At 66.8% G+C, this 24,672-nt stretch carries 24 protein-coding genes and 1 tRNA gene; 19 read left to right on the top strand and 6 right to left on the bottom strand.

Going from position 1 to position 24,672, the window contains the following annotated elements; translation table 11 throughout:
- Positions 1–13: 13 nt before the first annotated feature.
- The 4 genes from ACT535_RS04035 (at position 14) to ACT535_RS04020 (ending at position 4,177) form a co-directional block, all read left to right on the top strand.
- Positions 14–772 carry a metallophosphoesterase gene (locus ACT535_RS04035; protein ID WP_476363432.1) on the top strand — a complete coding sequence of 253 codons (759 nt, stop codon included), beginning with the start codon at positions 14–16 and terminating at the stop codon, positions 770–772.
- Between the two features lie 310 nt (positions 773–1,082).
- On the top strand, positions 1,083–2,234 hold the full coding sequence (locus ACT535_RS04030; protein ID WP_476363431.1) for a polysaccharide biosynthesis/export family protein: 1,152 nt from the start codon (positions 1,083–1,085) through the stop codon (positions 2,232–2,234).
- A gap of 189 nt (positions 2,235–2,423) precedes the next feature.
- Positions 2,424–3,596 (top strand): vWA domain-containing protein, encoded by a 1,173-nt coding sequence (locus ACT535_RS04025; RefSeq protein ID WP_476363430.1) that lies wholly within the window; start codon positions 2,424–2,426, stop codon positions 3,594–3,596.
- Complete coding sequence (locus ACT535_RS04020; RefSeq protein WP_476363429.1) at positions 3,593–4,177, top strand: hypothetical protein; 585 nt, start codon at positions 3,593–3,595, stop codon at positions 4,175–4,177. The genes ACT535_RS04025 and ACT535_RS04020 overlap by 4 nt, the downstream gene beginning before the upstream one ends.
- On the opposite strand, the gene ACT535_RS04015 is transcribed toward ACT535_RS04020, so the two are convergent.
- Positions 4,166–5,176: a YcjF family protein gene (locus tag ACT535_RS04015; protein WP_476363428.1), complete on the bottom strand. Its 1,011-nt coding sequence runs from the start codon at positions 5,174–5,176 to the stop codon at positions 4,166–4,168. The genes ACT535_RS04020 and ACT535_RS04015 overlap by 12 nt on opposite strands.
- Positions 5,177–5,358: 182 nt before the next feature.
- On the opposite strand from ACT535_RS04015, the gene ACT535_RS04010 reads away from it, so the two are divergent.
- The 5 genes from ACT535_RS04010 (at position 5,359) to ACT535_RS03990 (ending at position 8,716) form a co-directional block, all read left to right on the top strand.
- A complete protein-coding gene (locus ACT535_RS04010; RefSeq protein ID WP_476322357.1) occupies positions 5,359–6,090 on the top strand; it encodes a cytochrome c biogenesis CcdA family protein in 732 nt (243 codons plus the stop codon).
- A gap of 112 nt (positions 6,091–6,202) precedes the next feature.
- Positions 6,203–6,919 carry a metal-dependent hydrolase gene (locus tag ACT535_RS04005; protein WP_476363427.1) on the top strand — a complete coding sequence of 239 codons (717 nt, stop codon included), beginning with the start codon at positions 6,203–6,205 and terminating at the stop codon, positions 6,917–6,919.
- A gap of 90 nt (positions 6,920–7,009) precedes the next feature.
- Positions 7,010–7,519, top strand: coding sequence for a pantetheine-phosphate adenylyltransferase (coaD, locus tag ACT535_RS04000; RefSeq protein WP_476363426.1), 510 nt, complete (start codon positions 7,010–7,012; stop codon positions 7,517–7,519).
- A gap of 70 nt (positions 7,520–7,589) precedes the next feature.
- Positions 7,590–8,150 (top strand): peptidylprolyl isomerase, encoded by a 561-nt coding sequence (locus ACT535_RS03995; protein ID WP_476363425.1) that lies wholly within the window; start codon positions 7,590–7,592, stop codon positions 8,148–8,150.
- 107 nt (positions 8,151–8,257) lie between these two features.
- A complete protein-coding gene (locus tag ACT535_RS03990) occupies positions 8,258–8,716 on the top strand; it encodes a peptidylprolyl isomerase (protein WP_476322345.1) in 459 nt (152 codons plus the stop codon).
- Between the two features lie 82 nt (positions 8,717–8,798).
- On the opposite strand, the gene ACT535_RS03985 is transcribed toward ACT535_RS03990, so the two are convergent.
- The 4 genes from ACT535_RS03985 to ACT535_RS03970 all read right to left on the bottom strand — a co-directional run bounded on the left by ACT535_RS03985 (position 8,799) and on the right by ACT535_RS03970 (position 12,151).
- Positions 8,799–9,569, bottom strand: a complete 771-nt coding sequence (locus ACT535_RS03985) for a proteasome-type protease (RefSeq protein ID WP_168458067.1) — start codon at positions 9,567–9,569, stop codon at positions 8,799–8,801.
- A 118-nt stretch (positions 9,570–9,687) separates the two neighbouring features.
- Positions 9,688–10,860: a GNAT family N-acetyltransferase gene (locus tag ACT535_RS03980; RefSeq protein ID WP_476363424.1), complete on the bottom strand. Its 1,173-nt coding sequence runs from the start codon at positions 10,858–10,860 to the stop codon at positions 9,688–9,690.
- Positions 10,861–10,924: 64 nt separating this feature from the next.
- Entirely contained in the window at positions 10,925–11,674 is a 750-nt protein-coding gene (locus ACT535_RS03975; RefSeq protein ID WP_476363423.1) for a glycerophosphodiester phosphodiesterase family protein, read from the bottom strand.
- Between the two features lie 12 nt (positions 11,675–11,686).
- Positions 11,687–12,151, bottom strand: coding sequence for a RidA family protein (locus ACT535_RS03970; RefSeq protein ID WP_029558132.1), 465 nt, complete (start codon positions 12,149–12,151; stop codon positions 11,687–11,689).
- A 132-nt stretch (positions 12,152–12,283) separates the two neighbouring features.
- Here ACT535_RS03970 and ACT535_RS03965 point away from each other — a divergent pair, with 132 nt between their 5' ends.
- The 7 genes from ACT535_RS03965 to ACT535_RS03935 all read left to right on the top strand — a co-directional run bounded on the left by ACT535_RS03965 (position 12,284) and on the right by ACT535_RS03935 (position 18,591).
- A complete protein-coding gene (locus ACT535_RS03965; RefSeq protein ID WP_168458064.1) occupies positions 12,284–13,105 on the top strand; it encodes an EipB family protein in 822 nt (273 codons plus the stop codon).
- A 6-nt stretch (positions 13,106–13,111) separates the two neighbouring features.
- Entirely contained in the window at positions 13,112–13,402 is a 291-nt protein-coding gene (locus tag ACT535_RS03960; protein ID WP_476363422.1) for an acylphosphatase, read from the top strand.
- Between the two features lie 114 nt (positions 13,403–13,516).
- Positions 13,517–15,049, top strand: coding sequence for an ArnT family glycosyltransferase (locus ACT535_RS03955; protein WP_476363421.1), 1,533 nt, complete (start codon positions 13,517–13,519; stop codon positions 15,047–15,049).
- Complete coding sequence (locus ACT535_RS03950; RefSeq protein ID WP_476363420.1) at positions 15,046–15,528, top strand: GNAT family N-acetyltransferase; 483 nt, start codon at positions 15,046–15,048, stop codon at positions 15,526–15,528. The genes ACT535_RS03955 and ACT535_RS03950 overlap by 4 nt, the downstream gene beginning before the upstream one ends.
- A gap of 95 nt (positions 15,529–15,623) precedes the next feature.
- The gene (locus ACT535_RS03945) at positions 15,624–16,337 is read left to right on the top strand and encodes a glutathione S-transferase N-terminal domain-containing protein (protein ID WP_168458060.1); all 714 of its coding nucleotides are present in this window, start codon (positions 15,624–15,626) and stop codon (positions 16,335–16,337) included.
- Positions 16,338–16,395: 58 nt separating this feature from the next.
- Positions 16,396–18,372, top strand: coding sequence for a tetratricopeptide repeat protein (locus tag ACT535_RS03940; RefSeq protein ID WP_476363419.1), 1,977 nt, complete (start codon positions 16,396–16,398; stop codon positions 18,370–18,372).
- Positions 18,373–18,499: 127 nt separating this feature from the next.
- Positions 18,500–18,591 (top strand) — tRNA-Ser (locus ACT535_RS03935).
- Between the two features lie 40 nt (positions 18,592–18,631).
- Here ACT535_RS03935 and ACT535_RS03930 read toward each other — a convergent pair.
- Entirely contained in the window at positions 18,632–19,999 is a 1,368-nt protein-coding gene (locus ACT535_RS03930) for an aminotransferase-like domain-containing protein (RefSeq protein ID WP_476363989.1), read from the bottom strand.
- A gap of 144 nt (positions 20,000–20,143) precedes the next feature.
- On the opposite strand from ACT535_RS03930, the gene ACT535_RS03925 reads away from it, so the two are divergent.
- The 3 genes from ACT535_RS03925 (at position 20,144) to ACT535_RS03915 (ending at position 24,606) form a co-directional block, all read left to right on the top strand.
- Positions 20,144–21,010 carry a DMT family transporter gene (locus tag ACT535_RS03925; protein WP_476363988.1) on the top strand — a complete coding sequence of 289 codons (867 nt, stop codon included), beginning with the start codon at positions 20,144–20,146 and terminating at the stop codon, positions 21,008–21,010.
- A 579-nt stretch (positions 21,011–21,589) separates the two neighbouring features.
- Positions 21,590–23,053: a porin gene (locus tag ACT535_RS03920; protein WP_476363418.1), complete on the top strand. Its 1,464-nt coding sequence runs from the start codon at positions 21,590–21,592 to the stop codon at positions 23,051–23,053.
- A gap of 236 nt (positions 23,054–23,289) precedes the next feature.
- Complete coding sequence (locus ACT535_RS03915) at positions 23,290–24,606, top strand: porin (protein WP_476363417.1); 1,317 nt, start codon at positions 23,290–23,292, stop codon at positions 24,604–24,606.
- Positions 24,607–24,672: the final 66 nt, after the last annotated feature.

Below are 24,672 nucleotides of genomic sequence, written 5' to 3'. Positions count from 1 at the left end.
GGATGTTGCGGACATGACGATGCTGAAGATCCGCCCGAACAGCACCGTGACAGAACACTTCCACGATCCGGCCATCCCGCTCGTCCCGGACCACATGCGCATCTATGCCGTTGGGGACGTCCACGGCCGTCTCGACCTGCTCACGTCCCTCCAGGCCGCCATCGACGAGGACATGGCCGCTCATCCCGGTCCCGACTGCGTCGAGGTTTACCTCGGCGATTATGTGGACCGCGGCGCGCAATCGTCCGGCGTGCTGGATGCCCTGCTGCAGCGGAAGAGCGACCACAAGGCGATCTGCATCTCCGGCAATCATGAAGCGGTGATGCTCGAGTCCCTGTTGTCGCAGGACTCCTTCTCGCGCTGGCTGCGCATGGGCGGGCTCGAGACCGTCTATTCCTATATCCGTCCGGCGCCGGGCGCCGACGAGGCGCGGCTGTGGAACGAATGGCGCGCCGCCGTTCCTGCTGAGCACATCTCGTTCCTGCGCCAGCTCTCCAGCTACTTCGTCTGTGGCGACTACGCTTTCGTCCACGCCGGCCTGCGCCCGGGCATCCCCCTGGAAGAGCAGAGCCGAGAAGACATGATGTGGATCCGGCGGGAGTTCCTCGACCATCCGGACTGGTTTGGTCACTGCGTCGTTCATGGCCATACGCCGATGAAGGACCCGGAGGTTCTCAGCAACCGCATCAACATCGATACCGGCGCCTATGCCACGGGCCACCTGACCTGCCTCGTGCTCGAGGGCGCGGACCGGTTCCTCATCGCAACCTGAATCCATGCCGTTGCGGCATGTGGCTGTGGACGCTGAGTCGCGGCCTCGGCAAAGCTCGCAAAAAGCGAGACTATCGCTCCTCCGGCACCATTAACCTTTACACCCGATCACGGCGTTACCGAGGTACGGTTTTTCCTGTTGCCATTGAGCCACATGGGGTGTGAAACGGCGTCGTTGAGCCATTTCTGTGCTGCTCTGCAATATGCCCTCCCTGCCCGTCGTGTTAGGTAGAAGCACGTATCCCACGGGGGTTCTGGCAGTGCTTTTTGCCACCGAAAATTGGCTTGGACGGTTCCGTCGCGCGACGGGGATGGCCGTATCGGTCGCCGTATCCGTCGCATTGGCCGGCTGCAATCTCCTTCCCGCATCCGGTCCGTATTCGGTCGAGGTGACCAATCCCGCGACGCAGGACACGGACGGCCTGAGCTACAAGCTCGTGCCGCTGAGTGCCCAAGTGGTCAGCGTGCTCGCCACCATGGACTCTCAGGGCCTGATCGGCACCTTCCGCAACGATCGCCGTCCGGTTCCGGACATCAAGATCGGTGTCGGCGACGTCGTCGGCGTGTCGATCTTCGAAGCCTCCTCGGGCGGCCTGTTCATCCCGGCCGAGGCGGCGTCCCGCGCCGGCAACTTTGTCGACATCCCCCTCCAGACCGTGGATCCGAACGGCAATATCTCCGTGCCCTACGCTGGACAGGTGAGGGCCGCCGGTCTCCAGCCCTCTCAGGTGGAGAAGGAAATCGTCGAGCGGCTCCGCAACCGAGCCATCGAGCCACAGGCGGTGGTGGCGGTGAAGGAGCAGCGGGCCAATTCGGTGACGGTCATCGGTGAGGTGAGCGCCCCGGTCCGCTTCCCGCTCACCTCGACCGGCGTGAGGGTTCTGGATGCCCTCGGCAGGGCTGGCGCCACGTCCAGCAAGGGCTACGACCTGTTCGTGACCCTGCAGCGCGGTGGCCGCGAGGCGACCATCAGCTTCAACCGGCTGGTGCGCGAGCCCGCGAACAACGTCTATCTGCAGCCGGAAGACACCATCTACATCTTCAGCCGCCCGCGGACCTTCCTGGCCTTTGGCGCCACCGGCAAGCAGGGCCAGATCAACTTCGACAACGACTCCATCAGCCTCAGCGAGGCAGTGGCCAAGGCGTCGGGCCTCGTGGACACGCAGGCGGACCCGCAGTCGGCCTTCCTGTTCCGGATCGAGAACCGCACCACGCTGGAGCGGATGGGCGTCGACGTCTCCAACCTCCCGGAGAAGCGGATCGCCACCATCTATCAGGTGAACTTCCGCGAGCCGACGGGCTACCTGCTCTCGACGAAAGTGCCCATGCGAGACAAGGACATCCTCTACATCGGCAACGCCGGTTCGGTGGAACTCACCAAGTTCCTGAACCTCGTGCTCCTCGGCGCCTTGACCGTGGAAAGCATGACGAGCAGCAACAACAACCTCTTCGGCTACAACTGAGCAATTCCGCCGCCATCAGGGCGGCGGACCTCACCCGATCAGAAATGCCCCGGCCGGTGCCGGGGCATTTTCTTTTGGGCAGGCCGCCGTGGCGGAAGCTCGTTTTGCGTCGCAGTGGCCGGGCGCGCTATGCTTGCGATCCGGTCCCGGTTCGCCGGAGACACATGGCGTTGGAAGGACGAGGGCGGGATGTTCATTGCCTTCTTCGAGGCGCTCAAGGCTGCGGGCGTGCCGGTCTCGGTGCGGGAATATCTCACCCTCATGGAGGCCATGGACCGCGACGTGGCGGGCCGGCAGGTGGACGCCTTCTATTATCTCGCGCGCGCGAGCCTCGTGAAGGACGAGCGCCACCTCGACCGCTTCGACCAGGTGTTCGGCCGCTGCTTCAAGGGGCTGGAGCAGGCGCTGGGGGAGGACGGCCATTCCATCCCCGAGGAGTGGCTGCGCAAGCTGGCCGAGAAGCACCTCACCGACGAGGAGAAGGCCCAGATCGAGGCCATGGGCGGCCTCGACAAGCTCATGGAGACGCTCAAGAAGCGGCTCGAGGAGCAGAAAGGGCGGCACCAGGGCGGCTCGAAATGGATCGGCACCGCCGGTACATCGCCCTTCGGCGCCTATGGCTACAATCCCGAAGGCGTGCGCATCGGCCAGGACGGCAACCGCAACTTCCGCGCGGTGAAGGTCTGGGACAAACGCGAGTTCAAGGACCTGGACGACGGGGTGGAACTCGGCACCCGCAACATCAAGGTGGCGCTGCGTCGCCTGCGCAAGTTCGCCCGCGTCGGCGCTCCGGACGAACTGGACCTCGACGGCACCATCCGGGAGACCGCCCGCCAGGGCTATCTCGACGTGAAGCTGCGGCCGGAGCGGCGCAATGCGGTGAAGGTGCTGCTGTTCCTCGACGTGGGCGGCTCCATGGATTGGCATGTGGAGCAGGTGGAGGAGCTGTTCTCCGCCGCGCGCATGGAGTTCAAGCACCTCGAGCACTTCTATTTCCACAACTGCGTCTATGAGAGCGTGTGGAAATCCAATGCCCGCCGGGCGTCCGAGCGCATTCCGCTGTTCGATGTGCTGCACACCTATGGCCACGACTACAAGCTGATCTTCGTGGGCGACGCGTCCATGAGCCCCTACGAGATCACCTTCGCCAACGGCTCCGTTGAGCACAACAATGCAGAGCCGGGGAAGCTTTGGCTTGAACGCCTGCTGACCACTTACCCGAAGGCGGTCTGGCTGAACCCGGTGCCGGAGCCCCACTGGGGCTATACGGAATCCATCCGCCTCATGCGCCACATTCTGGAAGGGCGCATGTTCCCCCTCACCGTGCAGGGCATCGACGCCGCCATGCGGGAGCTGACGTGACGGCCGCCTATCCTCCGGGAACGATCGCCTATTCCCATCTTCCCCGCCTCGGCGGTGCGGGCGTGCGGCTGGAGCTGGTGCCGGAGGCGCTGCTCTGGAGCATCGGCCCGCGCGAGGGGCGGCTGGCGCTGGCGGACATCACAGCTGTGCAATTGCGTTTCCAGCCGGCGAAGTTCGCCGCGCCGAGCTTCGAGATGGAGATTGCCGGGCGCGACGGCACGCGGCTCAAGGCGGGGTCCGCCTCGCGCATCTCCCTGACCGGCGTGCGCGACCAAAGGGAGGATTACGCAGCCTTCGTGCGGGCGCTGCACCGGGCGCTCGCCGCTTCGGCCGTGGCACCCCGCTGCCGGGGCGGCTATGCCCCGCTGCGCTTCTGGATGATGGTCGCGGCCGGCCTCGCTGCGCTGGCGGGGCTGCTAGCGGTCTTCGGCTTCGCCATGCTTCAGCGGGAATGGGCGTTCGCCCTGTTCCTGGGCGCGCTGGGCGCGTTCGTGGTGTGGCCCACGGCCGAGATGATCTGGCGCAACCGTCCCGTCGGCTACACGCCCGACGCGCTGCCGCGGCACCTCTTACCGGCGTGAGGCGGCGGCTTCCTCTTCCTCCACCTTGCGCATCAGGCCGGTGGCCACGTCGGCGAGGCGCGGGGCGGGGAGGGCGGTGAAGGGCAGGGGCCGTGTCACCGCGATGGCGGCAAGGCCGAGCCGGGCCGTGAGCAGGCCGTTCACGACGCCCTCCCCCAGCCGGGCGGAGAGCCGCGCGGCAAGGCCCTGGCCGACGAGCTGCTGCACCAGCGTATCCCCCGCCGCCATGCCGCCGGTGACGGCGAGATGCCCGAGCACATGGCGCACCAGTCGGAAGGTGCCGAGCGCGCCCGGACGTCCGCCATAGAGATAGGCGAGGCGGCGCATCAGCGTCACGGCGCTGTAGAGCACGAAGGCGAGGTCCACCACCGCGCGCGGCGACACGGCGGTGACCACGGAAACGTTGCGGGCGGTATCCGACACCATCTGCCGGGCCTGCGCATCGAGAGACGGCAACAGCGTGCGTTCGGCGAGGCGCACAAGGTCGGCGCCGTCGATGATGCCGGAGAGATGGCCTTCCAGATCCATGCGCGCGCGGGCGAGGGTCGGTGCGTGGGAAGACAGCTTCAGCACATCCTTGACCACGCCTTCGGCAAGCGGCCGGTCGTCCTCGGCCAGGGCGCGCTCGGCGCGGTCGCGGATGTCGTCGAGGCGCGCCAACCGCGACAGGCCGGCCACCTCGCGTGCCACGATCAGCACGGCGGCGATGACAAGCAGGGCGGTGACGCCGATGCCGACCCAGCCGAGCCACGGCGCGCGGGCATAGAGGTCTTCGATCAGCTTGCTCAGTCCCACATAGGCGGCAAGGCTCAGGACGCCGCCGAGGGCAGACCAGAACAGGCCCGCGAGCGACATGCCCCAGCCGCGCTTCGGCTTTGCCGGTACAGGGACGGGCAAGGCGGCTTCCACCTCCGCCATCTCGGGCGGAGCCAAAGTGATGTTCGCCTCGTCGAGGCGGAACACCTGCGGCCGCCGGGGGGAAGTGCGCTCGTCGCTCATGGTGCTGAAATGTCCTTCAATTGCGGCGTCCGCAAGGGCCGGCGTTGCGCGCCATCGGCGCAGGGCGCCGCTCACAAGCCGGCGAGCGCGGCGATGTGTGGCTTGCTCCGGCAGGCTGGGGGCGCCAATAGGAGCGCAAAGAGGGGCGTTCCCGTCCACCAGAAGAGAGCCGCGACCCAAGAATGGCCGACGTGACCCTGCCTGCCGCCTTCCTCGCCGGCCTTGCGAGCTTCGTCTCCCCCTGCGTCCTGCCCCTGGTGCCGCCCTATCTGTGCTTTCTCGGCGGCAGCACGCTGGAAGACCTCGCCGGCGCCGAGCCGGTGAAGGAGGTGGAGCGGCGCGCGCTGGTCGGGGCGGGGCTCTTCGTCTCGGGCTTCACCGTGGTGTTCGTGGCACTGGGGGCGGGGGCCTCGGCCATCGGCGACCTTCTGCGCGCCCATCTCGACGTGCTGTCCATCATCGCCGGGCTCGCCATCATCGTCATGGGGCTGAACTTCCTTGGCGTATTCCGTATCCATCTTCTGCATCGCACCGCGCGGGCGCATGTGCATGAGCCGACGGGGCTGTGGGGCGCGTTCGTGATGGGCCTCGCCTTCGCCTTCGGCTGGACGCCGTGCCTCGGCCCGGTTCTCGGTGCCATCCTCGCGGTGGCGGGCTCGGAAGCGACGGTCTCGAAGGGGGCGGGGCTGCTGGCCATCTATTCGCTGGGGCTCGGCGTGCCCTTCCTCGCGGCGGCGTTTGCCGTGCGGCCGTTCCTGCGCAGCCTCGTCCACATGCGCAAGATGCTGCCGATGGTGGAGAAAGCCATGGGCGCTTTGCTGGTGCTCACCGGCATCGCCTTCATGTCCGGCTGGATCGCCCATGTGAGCTACTGGCTGATCGAGACGTTCCCCTCGCTGTCCACCATCGGCTGAGGAGATTGCGCGTTCGCGGGGCTTCCGGGATACTCCGCGCCCCGAACACGTCCTTGCGCGCCGGCCCACCGCCGGACCTTCCCGCGCACGCCCAGCCACCAGAGGCAATCCCATGAAGATCACCTGGTACGGCCACGCCGCCTTCCGGCTCGATTTCGCCGACAAGGCCGTCCTCATCGATCCCTTCTTCACCGGCAACCCCAGCTTCCGCTCCACCGTGGAGGAAGCCGCGCGCGGGGTGACGCACATCCTGCTCACCCACGGCCACGGTGACCATATCGGCGACACGCTCTCCCTGGTGGAAGACGCCGCCGACGCCAGCCGGACCCTGCCGGTGGTCGCCAATCCCGAGTTGTGCGCCTACCTCTCGGCCAAGGGCGCCGGCAATGCGCCGCAGATGATGAACACCGGCGGCAAGCTCGACCTTGGCGGCTTCTCGGTGACCATGGTGCGCGCGGACCATTCCTCGGGCGGCCCGGCGGCGCCATCCGAATATCTCGGCAACCCCACCGGCCTCATCGTGAAGGCGCCGGGCGAGCCGACCGTGTGGCATATGGCGGACACGGACATTTTCTCCGACATGGCGCTGCTGTGCGAGATCCACACGCCGAAGGTGGTGTTCATCCCCATCGGCGACCGCTTCACCATGGGGCCGGAAGTGGCCGCGCTGGCAGTGAAGCGCTTCCTCCCGGGCGTGGAGATCGTGGTGCCCATCCACTACGGCACCTTCCCCATTCTGGTGCAGGACGCCTCCGCCTTCGTCGAGGCGCTGAAGGGCCACCCCGTGAAGGTGGTGGTGCCGGAGAGCGGCGGCTCGTTCGAGGTCTGAGCGGGGAGGGGCCTCGCAGCCCCGCCCATTGCGTCCCGGCGCCCGCGAGGCTAGGCCTTGCGGGACGAGAACAGGCTGAAGACAGGCCGCATGAGCGAACATACCCTGCGCACCGCCATCTATGGCGGCTCCTTCGATCCGCTCACCAACGGCCATCTGGACGTGGTGCGCTCCGCCTGCCGCCTCGCCGACCGGCTGGTGCTGGCGGTGGGCATCCATCCCGGCAAGGCGCCGCTGTTCACCGCCGAGGAGCGGCTCGCCATGCTGCGCGAGGTGTGCGGGCCGGTGGCGGCGGAGGAGCATGCGACGCTCGAGGCCGTCACGTTCGACAACCTCATCATCACCACCGCCCAGCAGCTCGGTGCCACACTGCTCATCCGCGGCCTGCGCGACGGCACGGACCTCGATTACGAGATGCAGATGGCCGGCATGAACGGCACGCTGGCGCCCGGCATCCAGACGGTGTTCCTGCCCGCCTCGCCTCGCGTGCGCCCCATCACCGCCACTCTCGTGCGCCAGATCGCGTCCATGGGCGGGGACGTCTCCGCCTTCGTGCCGCCCGAAGTGCTGGCGCGGCTCAATGCCAAGTTCAAGCGATAGCGCCCTCGTTCGCCGCCGCGCCCATGCGGCCAAACCGCCCCGAGGCCGGGGCTTTCCGGGAGAGACCCATATGACGCGCCTTCTCGGCCGTTTCCTCGCCGCAGCGTTCGTCGTGCTCGCCTTCGCGCTGCCGGCGGCGGCCCAGACCAAGCCCGACCCGCAGAACACGCTCTATCTCGACACGCCCTATGGCCGCGTCGTCATCGCGCTGCGCCCCGACCTCGCCCCGCAGCACGTGGAGCGGCTCAAGCTCCTGACCCGCGAGGGTTATTACAACAACGTGCCCTTCCACCGCGTCATCGACGGCTTCATGGCCCAGACCGGCGACGGCCAGTATGGCAACGGCACCGGCGGCTCCAAGTATCCCAACCTGCCGGCGGAATTCTCCAACGTGCCGTTCAAGCGCGGCATCGTCGGCATGGCCCGCGCCTCCTCGCCCAACAGCGCCAATTCCCAGTTCTTCATCATGTTCGACGAGACCCCGAGCCTGAACGGCCAGTACACGGTCGTCGGCCAGGTGGTGTCGGGCATGGAGTTCGTGGACAAGATCAAGAAGGGCTCCGGTGCCGGCGGCACGGTGTCCAATCCCGACAAGATCGTGAAGATGCAGGTCGCCGCCGACGCCAAGTGAGGGCCGACGCGACTGCCAGCAAGAAGATGCCCCGCTGCCGCTGGCTCAGCCGCCGCAGCAAATTCCCCGACCGGCGCCCGGTGCGCTGCAAGTGAAGGAAGAGATTGATGAGCGATGAAGTCCTGATCCTCGAAACCACCAAGGGCCCGGTGACCATTGCGTTCCGCCCGGACCTCGCCCCCGGCCATGTCGCCCGCATCAAGGAGCTGGTCTCCCAGGGCTTCTACAACGGCGTTCCGTTCCACCGCGTGATCGAGGGCTTCATGGCCCAGACCGGCGATCCGACCGGCACCGGCATGGGCGGCTCGGGCAAGAAGCTAAAGGCGGAGTTCAACGCGCAGCCCCACGTCCGCGGCACCGTTTCCATGGCGCGCGCGCAGAACCCGGACTCGGGCGACAGCCAGTTCTTCATCTGCTTCACCGACGCCCGCTTCCTCGACCGCCAGTACACGGTGTGGGGCGAGGTGATCGACGGCATGGACAACATCGATCAGATCAAGCGCGGCGAGCCCGTGAAGGATCCGGACAAGATCGTCACCGCCAAGCTCGCCCCCAAGGCGGCCTGATCTACGGCCTTTGGGTCCGTTGAAAACGAGAAGGGCGCCCGCTGGGGCGCCCTTTTTCGTTGCGCCGGGAAAGGCTTGAGCCTCAGACCTCGTTGACGACCCGCGGGCGACCGTTCTTGAGGTAGGGCGGCTTGGGGATAGACGCATGGGCGGAGCGCAGTGCGGCCGACCAGCGCTCGCGCAGATCGTGGAAATAGGGCTCGCCCGGCTCGATGCGGTAGATCAGCTCGGACCGGAGCGCATCGGGCGTGACCACCATCACGTCGATGGGCAGGCCGACGCCGAGATTGGAGCGCATGGTCGAATCCATGGAGATGAGGCTGGATTTCAGCGCCTCGGAAATCTCCATGTCGTAGTTCACCGCGCGGTCCAGCACCGGCTTGCCGTACTTGTGCTCGCCGATCTGCAGGAAGGGCGTATCCTGCGTGCATTCGATGAAATTGCCGGCGGAATACACCATGTAGAGCCGCAGGCTGTCGCCCGCGATCTGGCCGCCGAGCAGGAACGACACGTCGAAGCTGACGTTCGACTGCTCCATGAACGCGCCGTTGACCTTGTGGACCTGGCGGATGGCGGTGCCCACGAGCTGGGCGGCCTGGAACATGGTCCGGCAGTCGCGCAACTGCCTGCGCTCCCCGATCTCGTGGTCCTCGACGCCCTCGTGCAGCATGCTGACGACAGATTGGGAGACGGAGAGATTGCCCGCGGTCGCAAGGCCGAGCACATGGTGGCCCGGCTCCTCAAAGATGTGGAGCTTGCGGAAGGTGGAAATGTTGTCGAGGCCCGCATTGGTCCGGGTGTCGGCGATCAGCACCAGACCATCCCGAACCAGAACCCCACAGCAATACGTCATCGCCTGTCCCCAGATTGGCGGGGGGACTATAGCGACCCGCCCGTGAGCCGGGCAACCGGCGGATGATGTCGCATTGGCAACCGAGTGGACGAAAGCGGGATGCTGTCTGGGAGGCGCTTCAGTCCTGTTCGTCCTCGACGCAGCGCCGGAACGGGCCAAGTTCGGTCAGCACCGCCGAATCCTCTTCCACATGGGTGCGCTCGCGCTCCAGATATTGCGCGACGGCACCGGCAAGGCCCTGGTGCACGATGTAGTGAGCGGAATAGGTGGCCTTGGGCAGATAGCCGCGCGCCAGCTTGTGCTCGCCCTGCGCTCCGGCCTCCACCACCTTGAGCCCGGTGGCGATCGCGTAGTCGATGGCCTGATGGTAGCAGACCTCGAAATGCAGGAAGGGGTGGTGCTCCACCGCGCCCCAGTAGCGGCCATAGAGCGTCTCGGCGCCGATGAAATTCAAGGCGCCGGCGATGTAGCGGCCGTCCCGGCGGGCCATCACCAGCAGGATCTGGTCGGCCATGCGCTCGGCGGCGTGCTGGAAGAACTGGCGGTTGAGATAGGGCGTGCCCCATTTGCGGCCGCCGGTGTCGAGATAGAACATGAAGAAGGCGTCGAAGGCTTCTTCCGTCAGGCTCTTGCCGGTGAGCCATTCGATGGAGATGCTCTCCGAAATGGCTTCCCGCCGCTCTTTCTTGAGCGCCTTGCGCTTGCGGGAGGCGAGTTCGGCGAGGAAATCGTCGTAGGTGGCGTAGCCCGCGTTGGTCCAGTGGAACTGCCGGTCGGTGCGCTTGAGGAAGCCGAGGGACGCCAGTTCCTCCCATTCCTCCTCGGTGGAAAAGGTCACATGGGCCGAGGAGGCGCCGCGCAGCCGCACCAGCTGCTTGATGCCCGCGCCCAGCGCCAGCCGGCCCACCGGATCGGCCGGGTCCTTCAGAAGCAGGCGCCGGCCGGTGACGGGGGTGAAGGGCACCGCCACCTGCACCTTGGGGTAATATTCGCCGCCGGCCCGCATATAGGCGTCGGCCCAGCCCTGGTCGAAGACATATTCCCCGCGCGAATGGGACTTCAGATAGGCCGGGCAGACCGCGGCGGCCTTGCCGTCCGGCCCGTCGAGCACGAGGTGCTGCGGCAGCCAGCCGGTGCGCGCGGCGGCGCAGCCGGATTCCTCCAGGGCGGAGAGGAAAGCGTGGCTCACAAACGGTTCGGGGCGGGCCGCCCCGCCTGCCGCACAGGCGTCCCAGTCGGCCGCCTTGATCTCGGACAGGTTGGGCAGGATGCGGATGTGGGCGTCGGGCATCGAGCTTAAGTGTGCATTGCGGCAGAGACTGACCACCGCGACAGGACGCCGCAGATTTACGCCCCTATCCCTGCGGCGTGAACCCCTCGAACACGATCTGGTCCGCCCCCGCCAGCGCGCGAGCGGCATCATTCGGACTGCGGACCGTCCAGGCGGTCACGGGTACGCCGCGCCCGCGGGCCGCGATCAGCGCAGGATGGTCCAGATCGGTGAAGTGATAGGTGATGAAATCGTAGCCGCTGGCGGCGTGGTGATCCATGTCCGCCAGCATCCGCGCGCGCTCGGGCGTCATGCCCGGCCAGTGGGCACCGTCATAGCGAGCCTGAGCGATGATGCCGCGCGGGATCTGCGGCGCCCTGGCCCTGGCCTCGGCCAGCATGGCCGGATCGAAGGAGATCAGCGCGACCTTGCCGCCGTAGCCTGCGAGCGCGTCCACCGCCCGCGCCGCGAGCCGCGTATCGCCGGGAAACGCGCTCTTGATCTCGATGAAGAGCGGCACCCGGCCGCCGACGCGGGCGAGGAAGTCGGCGAGGGTGGGGATCGTGTCCGGCGTGCCCGCCAGCCTCGTGCGCTCCAGCTCCGCCGCGCTCAGCGCCGAGACCGCGCCCTTGGCCGCCGTGAGGCGATCGAGGGTGAAATCGTGGAACACCATGGCCTCGCCATCGGCGCTGATCTGGATGTCCAACTCGATGGGATAGCCCGCGATGGCCGCTGCCTCGGCGGCCGACAGGGAGTTCTCGATGAGGCCGCGCGCCTTGTCGTGCAGGCCGCGATGGGCGACCGGGCGGGCGGTGATCCAGCTCAGGTCGCCCATGGTCCTATCCGCTCAGGCGATCTCGACGATGGCTTCCACCTCAACCGAGGCATCGAAGGGCAGGCCGGAAACGCCCACAGCAGAGCGGGCATGGCGGCCCTTGTCGCCCAGGGCCTCGACGAAGAAGTCCGAGCAGCCGTTGACGACCTTGGGGTGGTCGGTGAAGTCGCCGGTGGCATTGACGAAGCCCACGAGCTTCACGATCCGCACCACCTTGTCGAGATCGCCGATGGCCGCCTTTACCTGGGCGAGGATGTTGATGGCGCAGAGCTTCGCGGCAGCCTGGCCGGCCTCGATGCTGACCCCGGCGCCGAGCTTGCCGGTGGCGATCTTGCCTTCACCGTCGATGGAAACCTGGCCGGAAATAAACAGCAGGTTGCCGGTCCGCACCGCCGGCACATAATTGGCGATGGGCGGCTTGGGGCTCGGCAGGGTGATTCCGAGTTCGGCGAGCTTCTTTTCGACGGATGAAGTCATGATGGCCTCCTGCCATATGCAGCGCGCAATTAGGCCATCCTCTTCGCCGAAGAGCCGCGCCGGCGCAAGCACGGCTCCAGGCGGGCGGCACGTGTGGTTCGCTGGCGCCGGATGGCCGGAAGGAGTTGAGACATGACCAAGCATTTGCGCCTCGCCGCGGCGACGGTGGCCGGCCTGTGGTGCTTCTCCGCGCTGCCGGCCGGCGCGGTGACCCTGCTGCCGCACAAGGCGACCTATCGCCTTTCCCTCGACGGGTCCAAGCCCTCGGGCCAACTCGAGGAAATGAACGGCGAAATTCGCTACGAGATCACCGGCGACGTCTGCGCCGGATACACCACCGTCACCAGCCAGCAGAGCGCGGCGTCCACGGGAGGCGAACCGCTACGCCAGACCATCACCTCCAAGGCGTGGGAAGACGGCACAGGCAAGTCCTACCGCTTCCTCTCCACCACCACGGGCGGCGACGACGACGGCCTGGAGCTTGAGGCCAATGTCGAGCGGCAGGACCCGCCGGCATTGAGGGTGATCGTCACCAAGCCCGAGTCGGCCACCTTCACGCTCAAGGGCGATATCCTGATGCCCACCGAGCATGTGAAGAAGGTGCTGGCCGCGGCCGCCGCCGGGGAAAGCGTCTATCAGGCCAAGGTGTACGACGGCGCGAGCGACCCCCAGAAGGTGTTTGACACGCTGGCCGTGATCGGCCGCCCGAGCACCGATGACAGCCGCATCGCTGCCCCGGCCAAGGCCGCGCTGGCCGGCCGCACCTTCTATCCCGTGACGATCAGCTATTTCGACGAGGGCGGGGTGGACCGCACGCCCGCCTATGTCATGAGCTTCGCGCTCTATGACAATGGCGTCGTCAACAGCCTCAAGATCGACTATGGCCGCTTCGCCCTGGTCGGCGCCATGGCGTCGTTCGAGGCGCTGACGCCCCCCGGCGCCTGCACGGAATAGGTGCCCATGCGCTATGTCCACGTGATGCTGCGCGGCCGGGTGCAGGGCGTCGGCTATCGCGCCTGGTGCGCGCGGGAGGCGGAGGGGCGCGGTCTCCTCGGCTTCGCGCGCAACCGCCGTTCCGGCGCCGTGGAAGCGGCTTTCGCCGGCCCGGCGGAGGTGGTGGAAGCCATGCTCACGGCCTGCCGCGCGGGCCCTCCCGGGAGCCGCGTCGACGAGATGCTGGTGCATGAAGTCTCCGACGCGGCGCTGGCTGCCGGCGGGGGCGACCGCTTCACCGTGCTCGAAACCCTCTAGTTTCGCTGGCTGTTTTCCGGCCGTTCCGGCATCGCTCGGCGCCGGAGCCCCGCGCTCCGCGCGGTGGCGCCGCGCCGTCGGCGCCGGTATAGAGGCGCGGATGAGGAGTGCCCCGTGACCGACACTTATCTCGACAGGGATGCGCCCGCGCCCGCCGCGACAGGCGCGCAGGGGGCAGTCCCCTTCTGGGCCCGGCCGGAAGGCGTCGCCTTCATCGTCGGCCTCTGGATGGTTCTGCATGCGGTGATCGCGGTGGTGTTCGAGATCGCGGTGAACGCGGACGACGCCATCGAAAGCTACATGGTCCAGTCGCTGGAGCTGTCCTACGTTCCGCGAAATCCGCCGCTGTTCGACTGGCTGCTCTGGGGCCTGCAGCGGGTGTTCGGTGTCGGCACTCTGTCCTTCGCGGTGCTGCGCTACACGCTGCTGTTCGCCTGCGCCATGCTGGTCTACCGGGTGGCCCGTCGGGTGATCGCCGATCCCCGGCTGCAGGCGCTGGCCACGTTCTCGCTCTCGTTCATCTGGGTGATCGGCTATCACAGCCACCGCATCCTCACCCATTCAAACGTGATGATCGTCGCGATCGCCGGCGCCTTCCTCACTGTGATGGCGCTGAGCCGCCAGCGCAGCCTTGGCCTCTATGCCGGACTCGGCCTGTGGATCGCTGCCGGCGTGCTGGGCAAGTTCGGCTTTGTCGCCTTCCTCGGCGTGCTGGTGGTGGCCTGCCTGCTGGAGCCGTCCTACCGGAAGGTGATCCTCGACCCGCGCCTTCTCGTCACGTTCGCGGTGGCGGGGCTGCCGCTCGGCATCTACGGCTTCGCGCTCTGGCGCTACGGCCAGAACGTGGCCGAGGCCACGGCCCAGACCATCGGCGCCACCGGCGCGGGATGGGACGCGGTGGTTTCCACCATGGTCGGCGCCCTGTTCGGCTACGTGCTGCCGCTGGTGCTGGTCGTTGCGCTGGTGTTCCTCCCCTACAACCGGGGTGAGGGAGCCATTCCCGACGACGCCGAGCGCGGGGCGCCGCGGCGCGTGCTCAGGTCCATCATCCTCATCGGCATCCTCGCGACCCTGGCGGCGACGCTGGCCATGGGCACGTCCAGCCTGCGGGATCGCTATTTCCACGTCTTCCTGCTGCTGCTGCCGGTCTATCTGTTCGCGGAGCTGGAACGGCTCGGGGGCTGGCGCCAGAGGGTTTGGATCTATCTCACCCTGCTGGCGGTGGTCAGCGGCGGCATCATGCTCTCGCGCATGGTGGTGCCACTGTGGCCCGATCCGCGGCTGTGCGGGCGCTGCATCGCCGCCGAGCCGCTCTACAAGCTTCAGGTCGCCATCGCGAACAAGCTCGGCGACGCACCGACCCTGGTCGCGGACGACCGCACGTCCGCCGGCCGGCTCAGGGCCGCCATTCCCGGCGCCCGGGTCGTGATCGTGCGCGAGAACCAGTATCGTCCGCCGTCGCGCCCCGCCACCGGCTGCGCCCGCGTCACCGGCATCTTCAACGGTCTGCCCAAGCTGCTGTTGCCGCCGGCCGATCAGAGCACCATCGAAGTCTCGGTGAAATGGTGGTCTCCCTGGATGAATCCCCATCGCTGGAGCGACTGGCAGATGACCATCCTCCCGCCCGACGATCCGCTGTGCCGGTGACGGCTGAGCCCGCGGCGCCCGCTGGTCTCCTGATCCGCGAGGCCTGCCCCGGCGACCTTCCCGCACTGGTCGCGCTGTTTGCCGCCGACGCGCTCGGCGGTCATGGCGACACCACGGCGCCGGAGGCGGCCGACTGCTATCGCGCCGCCTTCGCAGCAATCGCCGCTGATCCGCGGGCGCAGCTCTACGTCGCCGAGAAGGACGGGCGGGTGGTGGGCACGTTCCAGCTGGTATTCGTGACCAGCCTGCCGGGCCGCGGGGCAAAGCGGGCGCTCATCGAGGCGGTGCAGGTGGATGAAAGCCTGCGCGGACAGCGCATCGGCGAGGCGATGGTGCGCTTCGCCATGGAGAGGGCCGCTGCCGAAGGCGCGGCCACGCTCGCGCTCACCTCCAGCAAGCTGCGCGGTGATGCCCATCGATTCTATCGCCGGCTCGGGTTCTCGAACTCCCATGAGGGCTTCAAGATCGCCTTGGCCTAAAGGGGCCGGCGCCTTCGGCGCCTCCCCCCTTGCCGCGGCACCGAGCGGTGTCTACGTCTTACCGAAGCGGCGGCACAGGCCGCAGGGAGGGCATGATGGCCGCAGTCGAGACTTCGCCGATCGAGCTTTATTATTGGCCCACGCCAAACGGCTACAAGATCAGCATCATGCTCGAGGAGTGCGGGCTTCCCTACACGGTGAAGCTCGTGAATATCGGCAAGGGCGACCAGTTCCAGCCCGACTTCCTCGCCATCTCCCCCAACAACAAGATGCCCGCCATCGTCGATCCCGACGGTCCCGGCGGAGCGCCGATCTCGGTGTTCGAGTCGGGCGCCATTCTCCAGTATCTCGGCCGCAAGACCGGGCAGTTCTATCCCGCCGACGAGCGCAAGCGGGTGGAGGTGGAGCAGTGGCTGTTCTGGCAGATGGGCGGCCTCGGCCCCATGGCTGGGCAGGCGCACCATTTCCGCATCTATGCGCCGGAAAAAATCCCCTACGCGGTCGAGCGCTACACCAATGAGGTGCATCGCCTTTACGGCGTCATGAACACGCGCCTGAAGGATCGCGAGTACCTGGCCGGCGACTATTCCATCGCCGACATCGCCTGCATCGGGTGGGCAAAGCTGTGGGAGCGGCAGGGCCAGCACATCGAGGAATTCCCGCACTTCAAGGCCTGGCTGGAGCGGGTGCTCGCCCGACCGGCGGTGCAGCGGGGCCTTGCTGTGAACCAGGAGGAGCGCGCCAAGCACGATCTCTCCAAGGACAAGGAAGCCCAGAGCATCCTGTTCGGCCAGCGCGCCCGCACCTGACGGCAGTCCGGATTCCGCGACCTCGCAGACTGACCACGCACGCCATTTGGGGGGCGCGATGCAGAAGGATTTTCGGGCCGATCTTGCCCGCGCCGGTGCACTACATCGGGAGGGGCGCCTCGATCAGGCGATCCCTATCTATAGGGCAATCTTGCGCGAGGCCCCGAATTCCTTCGAGGTCGCCCGGCTGCTGACGCTGGCGCTGCTCCAGTCCGGCCGTGCGAAGGAAGCCCACGCCGTCGCGCGCAAGGCGCGGGACGGCCACAAGACCAACCCACACGCCCAGCTCATCATGGGCGCGGTCTATCAGGCCGAGGAGAAGTGGGACCGCGCCCTTGCCGCCTTCGAGAAATCGGCGGAGCTCGACCCGGGTCTCGCCGAGGCCCAATACCTCGCCGCCAACACACTAGCGCGGCTGAACCGGCTGGAAGAGGCCGTGGCGCGCTATGACCGCGTGCTTGAAATCGATGGCAAGTCTGTCGAGGCGCGCGCGAACCGCTCGACGGCCTCGCTCCAGCTCGGCCGTCTGCAGGCTGCGCTCAGCGATATCGAATTGCTCATCGCCCAGCGGCCGGGTGAAACGCGATTCTGGGCGGCCAAGGCGACCACGCTTTACGAGCTCAATCGTCCGGGTGAAGCCGTGAATGCGGCAACTCAGGCGATCCGCCTCGCACCGCGATCAGCGGAGGGGTACATCATCAAGGGCCGAAGCCTCATGGCGAGCGGTCAACTCAAGGAGGCCCGGGACTGCTTCTTGGCCGGCCTTGAGCGCGACCCTGCGGACCTGAAGGCGCGGGAGGTGCTCATCATCGTGTTGCGGCATCTGGAGGAGTTCCCAGCCGCGCTTGCACAGTGCAACCTTGCTCTGGCCCAAGCCCCTGGTGCGGCCCTCTTCCTGCAGCATCGCGCCGAAGTCCGCCGGGCGGAGGGGGATTTCTCCGGGGCGCTGGCCGATGTGGAAGCCTGCCTCGCCGCCGATCCGGGGCTTGCCTCTGGCCATGTCACCCGTGCCCGCCTTCTCGGCGACCTCGGCCGCCCAGATGAGATGCGCGCGGCCCTGGATACGGCTCTTCGGTTTGACCCCCAAGAGCCTAACGGCCGTTTCATGGCTGCCGCCGACGATCTGGCGCGGGCGCGCTGGGAGGTGGGATGGGCGGCCTACGAATCGCGCGATGGCCTTCTTCCGCCGCCCTTTCGACCGCTGGATTTCATCCGGTGGGATGGGCGCGAAAGGCCGGAACTGCTCGTGGTGGTTGGCGAGCAGGGAATTGGCGACGAGCTGTTGTTCTTCCGTCTGGCCCGGTCGCTCGCCGACGACGGCATCCGCACGGTGCTTCTGACGCGGCCTGGGCTCGTGCCGCTGCTGAAGAACCTCGATGCGCGCGTTGCTGTCACCGGGGACCTGTCCACAATCGACACCACACAGCCGGGTCTGCGCTGGGTTCCCGCTGGCAGCCTGCCGCTCCTGCTGCAGCCTGATCCGGCGAAATGGCCCGCCGCACCCTATCTCACAGCCCCGCCGGAGCGCATCGCGAAGTGGCGCTGGGTGCGTGACGAGGGGAGCTTCAACGTCGGCATCAACTGGCAGGGTAACCCGTCCCGGAACGTGGATGTCGGCCGCTCCATTCCGCTGGATGCATTCGCGCCGCTCGCGAACCTTCCCGGCGTTCGTCTCGTCAGCCTTCAGCACGGGCCGGGGACGGAGCAGCTCCGCGAGGTGGCATTCGCCAATTCCATCATCGAGCTTGGGGATGATTTCAACGCGGACGGCATCTTCATCGATACCGTCGGCATTCTCCATCACCTGGATCTCGTCGTATCGAGTGACACGGCACTGACCCACCTGTGCGGTGCACGGGCGCACCCGACGTTTGCGGCTCTGCGAGCGGTGCCGGACTGGCGATGGGGATACTCCGGCGACCGAAGCATATTCTTTCCCAGCGTGCGTCTCTTCCGTCAGTCCGAAGCGGGAGACTGGGGCGGCGTTTTCAACGAAATCGCCGCGGAAATCCGTGCCATGTCGGCAGCGCGCTGAGCTGGCCCGCGGCTGATTGGCAGTGTGAATTTCGATGCCGCAGAGCCGTTTGGCGGGGAGAAGCCGTCCACAGTACGGCTATCGCGCCTTGCAAAGGGCGCAGCGGTCCGGCATAGGAGGGAGCGTTGGAGACGTGGCCGAGAGGCTGAAGGCACTCGTTTGCTAAATGAGCAGACCCCCAAAAGGGTCTCGAGGGTTCGAATCCCTCCGTCTCCGCCACTCTTGTTGATCCGCATAGCAATTATCTTCGGCGCGGTTGCTACCGCAGCGCCGCCTTCAGGGCAGTGAGAACGCGCGGATCGCTCATTTGCGCCACGTTGAAGCGCAGGAAGGCCCCGGCGGTCTGGGCCACGCTGAACACATTGCCGGGGGCGAGGATCACCCCTTCTTCCCTGCAGCGCCCCGCGATCATTGCGGAATCCAGCCCCTCCGGCAGGCGGCACCACAGATAGAAGCCGCCCCGCGGCATCAGCCAAGGGACGATGCCGAGCCGGCCGAGCTGTTCGGCGGCCGCCAGCCGGGCGCGGGTCAGGCGATGACGCACCTCCTCCATGTGCTTGCGATAGCCGCCACCGGTGAGGATGCCTGCCACCAGTTCGCCCGCCACGGGACTGACGGCGCCGAAGCTGGTGGCGATCTGCAGGTCGCTCAACGCCTCGATCCACTCCGGCCGTGCCGCGATGTAGCCGCAGCGGATGGCCGAGGAGAGGGTCTTGGAGAAGCTGCCGATGCGGATCACCCGGCTCAGGCCATCGAGGATGGCGAGGCGGGGGGAGGGGGCCGGTTCGAAGTCGGCGAAGATGTCGTCCTCGACGATGGTGAGCCCATGCGCGTGTGCGAGCATGAGGACACGATGGGCCACCTGGGGAGAAATCGTCGCTCCGGTCGGATTCTGGAGCGCGGAATTGGTGATGTAGAGGCGCGGCGATTCCTTCGCGAGCACCTCCTCGAAGATGGCCGGATCCGGCCCTGACGGCGTCATCGGCACGCCGACGATGCGGACGGGATGGGCGCGCAACAGCGCCTGGAAATTGAAGTAGCAGGGGTCGTCGACCAGCACCGCATAGCCCGGACGCAGCAGCAGCCGGCAGATGAGATCGATGGCCTGGGTGCCCGAGCCGGTGAGCATCACCTGGTCGATTGTTGCGCCGATGCCCTCTTCGGCGAACCGCCCCAGCAGCAGCCGGCGCAGCGCCACCGGGCCGCGTGTGCCGCCGTATTCCGTGAGCAGCGCGCCGTCTGCGCGGGCGAGCGTCCGCAGGCCCTTGCGCAGGGCTGCGACGGGCATCCAGTCGTCCGGGAGCCAGCCGCACCCGGGCTTGGGGACGGATGGCTCGGCATCGAGCGACTGCTTCGACACCCAGAAGGGGTCAATGTCCGGCGTGCGCGCCGCGCCTGCCTCGGCAAGCGCCATCCGCGGTGGATCGTGGGGCGAGAGGCCGGCGTTCGTCACGTAGAAGCCGGAGCCCCGCCGCCCCCGGATAACCCCTTCCGCCTCCAGCCGGTCATAGGCCTCCACCACCGTGGAAGGCGAGACGCCCATTGCCGCGGCGAAGCGGCGGACCGAGGGCAGCCGATCACCGGGAGGCAGCGCTTCGCCTGCGATACGGCTCCGGATCTCCGCCATCAGGGCCTCGGTGCGTGTGGTGCCGGGCTTTGGCAATGCCACTGTGTGGCTCCGTAATCTAATACAGTTTGGCAGAATTGTATGTGAGTGTGGCTGTTTCCGCCACCAGCGCAGGCGTATCGCGGGCCGCGAAAGCGAGGAACCATGGAACGCAGTGCAGCCGGCTGGGGCAGCGGATTTCTGGGCGTGGTCATCTTCAGCGGGTCGTTGCCGGCGACGCGGCTTGCCGTCGTCGATTTCTCTCCGCTGTTTCTCACCTCGGCACGGGCGGTGATTGCCGCGCTCATCGCCGGGCTGTTCCTGGCGGCGCATCGGCAGGTGCGGCCGGCCGCGGGTGATCTCTTCTCGCTGGTGATCGTCGCCGTCGGCGTGGTGGTCGGGTTTCCCTTGCTCACCGGACTTGCGCTCCAACACATCACGGCGGCGCATTCCATCGTCTTCATAGGCCTGCTGCCCCTTTCGACCGCCATCTTCGGCGTGGCGCGCGGCGGCGAACGGCCGAAGCCGGCGTTCTGGCTGTTCTCCTGTCTCGGGGCGGCGACGGTGGCCGGGTTCGCGCTCGCGCGAAGTGGAGAGGGCGCGATCTCGGGAGATCTCCTGATGATCGGGGCGGTCGTGCTGTGCGGGCTCGGCTATGCGGAAGGGGCGACGCTCTCACGGCGCCTCGGCGGCTGGCAGGTCATCTCCTGGGCGCTGCTGCTGGCGCTGCCGTTCATGGCGGCCATCGCCCTGGCCGTTCGCCCCGACCACTGGACGGGCATCGGCCTGCCGGCCTGGGTGAGCCTTGGCTACGTCTCGGTGTTCAGCATGCTTGTGGGGTTCGTCTTCTGGTATCGCGGCCTTGCGTTGGGAGGAATCGCGGGCGTCGGCCAGTTGCAACTGCTCCAGCCATTCCTTGGGCTGATGCTCGCGGCCGTCGTGCTCGGCGAGACCATCGCCTGGCCGATGATCGCCGCCACCGGGGTGGTGGTGCTCTGCGTGGCCGGCGCACGGCATTTCGCCCGTCGCTGAGCCGCGCTGTCTCCGATTCGACGCGGCCCAGATGGGGAAACCCTTATGCCGTATGGCTGCGCGCGGAAAAATTGCCGTATTCGCGTTTGGCGCCGACGTCGCGGCCCTCACGGGCAGGGCCGGGACGTAGGGGAAGGAAACCCCTCAGCCGCGCCATCGGCGGTATCCCGATCGAGCCCGCATTTGCAGGGGATGGGCGCCCCCGAAAGCTTCCCTCAAGTGGGGAGGAAACGCCGTGTGTTGCAGAAATACACTATTTTTATCAATCGCTTAACCATGATCGGCCCGAAAACGGCTGAAAGCTGCTCATGGTACCGAGGTAGGCGATGACCTGGCGTGCCATTCCTGCAACACCTACTGGAAAAGCAGCCTCTCGGGGCCGTGAACGGCGTGGTTTGGATTGAACACAGGTTGGCCTTTTGTATGTTGGCTTTGCGACGAAGGGGGGCAGTCCCCGGTCGACCGGTCCGCGCTCGGGGGGTCTGAGAGCGGAATGGGAATCGGGGCAAGAACCCTCTCGGGGTGCAGCCGCACCGGCGAAGCGGAACTCGCTCCCTCGGAACCAACTTGGAGGTCACGATGAAGATGGTGAAGAGCCTTCTCCTCGGCAGCGCGGCGGGTCTCGTCGCGGTCGCTGGAGCCCAGGCCGCCGACCTGCCTGTCAAGGCAAAGCCGGTTGAATACGTGAAGGTCTGCTCTGCCTACGGCGCGGGCTACTTCTACATCCCCGGCACCGACACCTGCATCAAGATCGGCGGCTATGCCCGTTTCGATACTTATGTGAACGCGGTCGGCACCTTTAACCCGGCAATCTCTTCCGCGACCGGCACCTACTTCAACGGTCCCGGCGTCGGCGTGTTCGCCTATCCCTTCCGCGACGGCGACGATCCGGATTACCTGACCCGCGTCCGCGGCGTGTTCGACATGGACGCCCGCACCCAGACCGATTACGGCACCCTCCGCTCCTACGTCCGCTTCGGCATCGAGTGGAACTCGTCTTCGGGCGCTGGCGTCGGTCCTGCGAACAACCCGTACTTCGAGCGCGCGTTCATCCAGTTCTCGGGCTTCACCTTCGGTTACACCCAGTCGTTCTTCGACCCGGGCGTCGGCTACATGCTGACCACCCCGTATGCGGGTTCCAACCAGTGGAACACCGTGCTGGCCTATACGGCGCAGTTCGGCAACGGCTTCTCGGCGACGATCTCGCTTGAAGACGCGGCCAACCGCACCACCGGCACCCAGATGACCGGCTCCACCGCGACGCCCGTCTTCAACGTGTCCACGGCTGCCACCGGCCTCAGCTACACCAACTACCAGGGTGGTCAGCAGGCTCCCGATATCGTCGCCAACCTGCGTTATGAAGGCGCTTGGGGCGCGGTGCAGCTGTCTGGTGCCCTGCATCAGGTCGTGACCACCCTCGCTCTGTACAACGGCTTCTACCCGGGCATGGGCACCACGAGCCAGTGGGGCTGGGCCATCGGCGGCAGCGCCGAGATCAAGCTCCCGGTGCTTGCAGCTGGCGACAGCCTGTTCGTCCAGGCTAACTACGAGCAGGGCGCTGCGTCCTATATCGGCCTGTCCGGTACCTCGCAGGGCCGCGCGAACTCTGTGGGCTCCATCGACCTGAAGCAGGTCGGCGGCGCGCTCACCGCTTCGGGCGCCTTCTACACCGTGGCTGACGCCGTGGCCGACCTCTTCGGTCAGCCTTCGCTCACCACTGGCTGGGCCATCCAGGGTCAGTTCCGTCACTACTGGACCCCGGGCCTGCGCTCGGCGCTCTACGCCGGCTACCTGTCCTACTCGGTGCCGACCAACATCGTCGCCGCCCAGGACTTCAACATGTGGCAGCTCGGTGTGAACACCATCTGGTCGCCGGTTAAGAACCTCGATATCGGCGCCGAAGTTCTGTACACCAAGGTTGACGGCTCTGTGCCGCTCGGCCAGTACGCTGCGACCAACGCTACCGGCGGCACGATTGGCTCGCTCGTGGGCGGCTCCACCGACATCTGGTCGGGCGGCATCCGCGTGCAGCGCAACTTCTGATCTTCGTGATCTGACGAGAAACCCCGGTGGGCGACCACCGGGGTTTTTCTTTGTCTGTAACCCAGGAAGGGGTCAGGCTGCGGGCTCTGGTCCGTATGCGGACACGCCTAACCTCGGCGCCCGGCGGATCTTGGCATCTGGCCTTTCGACGTCTTGCGCGCCGGTAGAACCGGCGGATATTGGCGCTGCGCAGCGGTGCGGAGCGCGCCTCGGAAAGGTCGGCGATCGAGGGGCCAATGCTGGTTTCGTCGGCAATCGGGATGTTTCGCCGGCGCTGTCTCGTTCTGGCGCGGACAGCGGCATGTTTCGCGCCTTTTCTGGCTTCGGCTGCTATCGCCGCAGACCTTCCTTCGGCGGCGCCCGGCGATGGCCGCTTGCGGGCCTGCACCGCCCAAGGCCCCGGATTCATCTTTATCCCGGGAACGGATACCTGCCTGCGCATCGGCGGATATCTTTGGGTCGAGGGCTATTACAATAGCTATACTGCTTACCCGCCGCAGAACGACAAGACCTATTCCATCGCCACTGGTGCGCTGATCGTCGACGCGCGCACGCAGACGGACTACGGCACCGTTCGCAGCTATTTCGAAACCCGCTATCAGTGGCGCACGTCCGACCCGTGGTCGGACGGCCCGAACACACCGACAGGCTCGAAGCCGGCCCAGCTTGATTTGCGCGACATCTATATGCAGTTCGCCGGCTTCACCGTCGGCCACACCCAGTCCTTCTTCGATTTCTATGGCAACGCGAACGTGCTCGGCACCGATGCGACCACCATCGGGGACGATACGCGGCTGAATCTCTTCGCCTACACCTACGAATTCTCCAAAAATCTCAGCACCACGCTTGCCCTTGAGGACGCTGCAGATCGTCAGAGCGGGATCCTCGCGCGCGATCCCGGCCTGCTCGGCGCGGCTGACTTCCAATCCGGAGTGAGGGCTCCGGACATTGTGGCGAACCTGAAGTATCAGGCCGCCTGGGCCACGCTCCAGTTGTCCGGCGCGCTGCATCAGGTCAGCGCCACGGTGCTGGAGACGCCGCTCGCCACGGTCGGCGGAGGCTGGGGCTATGCGCTTCAGGCGGGCGTGATGTTCAATCTTCCGGCGGTTGGCGAGGGGGATACGCTTTATCTCCAGTCGGCCTGGACGAACGGAGCCACGTCTTATCTCGGCCTGCAGGACCCCTCCGGAGCCTATGATCCGCCGGATGCTTTCGTCAGTGGCGCCGGCGGGATCCGCAAGGTATCGGGCTGGAACGTCACCGCCTCGCTGCTCCACAATTGGAACGAGCGATGGAGCTCTGCCCTGTTCGGCGGTTATGCAGCGTATGACTTCAACAATACCGGTGTTCAGGCGGCCTACGGCGCGTCCGGTGGCACGAACGTCAACGTCGGCGGCTATCTGGCCTTTGCGCCGGTGAAACAATTCACCATCGCCCTGCAATATGACTACAACAGCAATGCCGCGACGAACTACCGGTCTACGGCCTTCTCGCCGGGGCTGGCTTCGGTCGCAGCGCAGCAGGTTCTGCTGTTCATTTCCCGCGATTTCTGACCGTCCGGGGACGGGCCGCCGCGCCCCTCTGCCGCCGTCTTCTCCCGCGAGGCTTCCGGAGCGGCG

It is taken from the genome of Xanthobacter sp. DMC12 (assembly GCF_056314105.1).
This window is presented reverse-complemented; position numbering and strand designations above follow the sequence as displayed.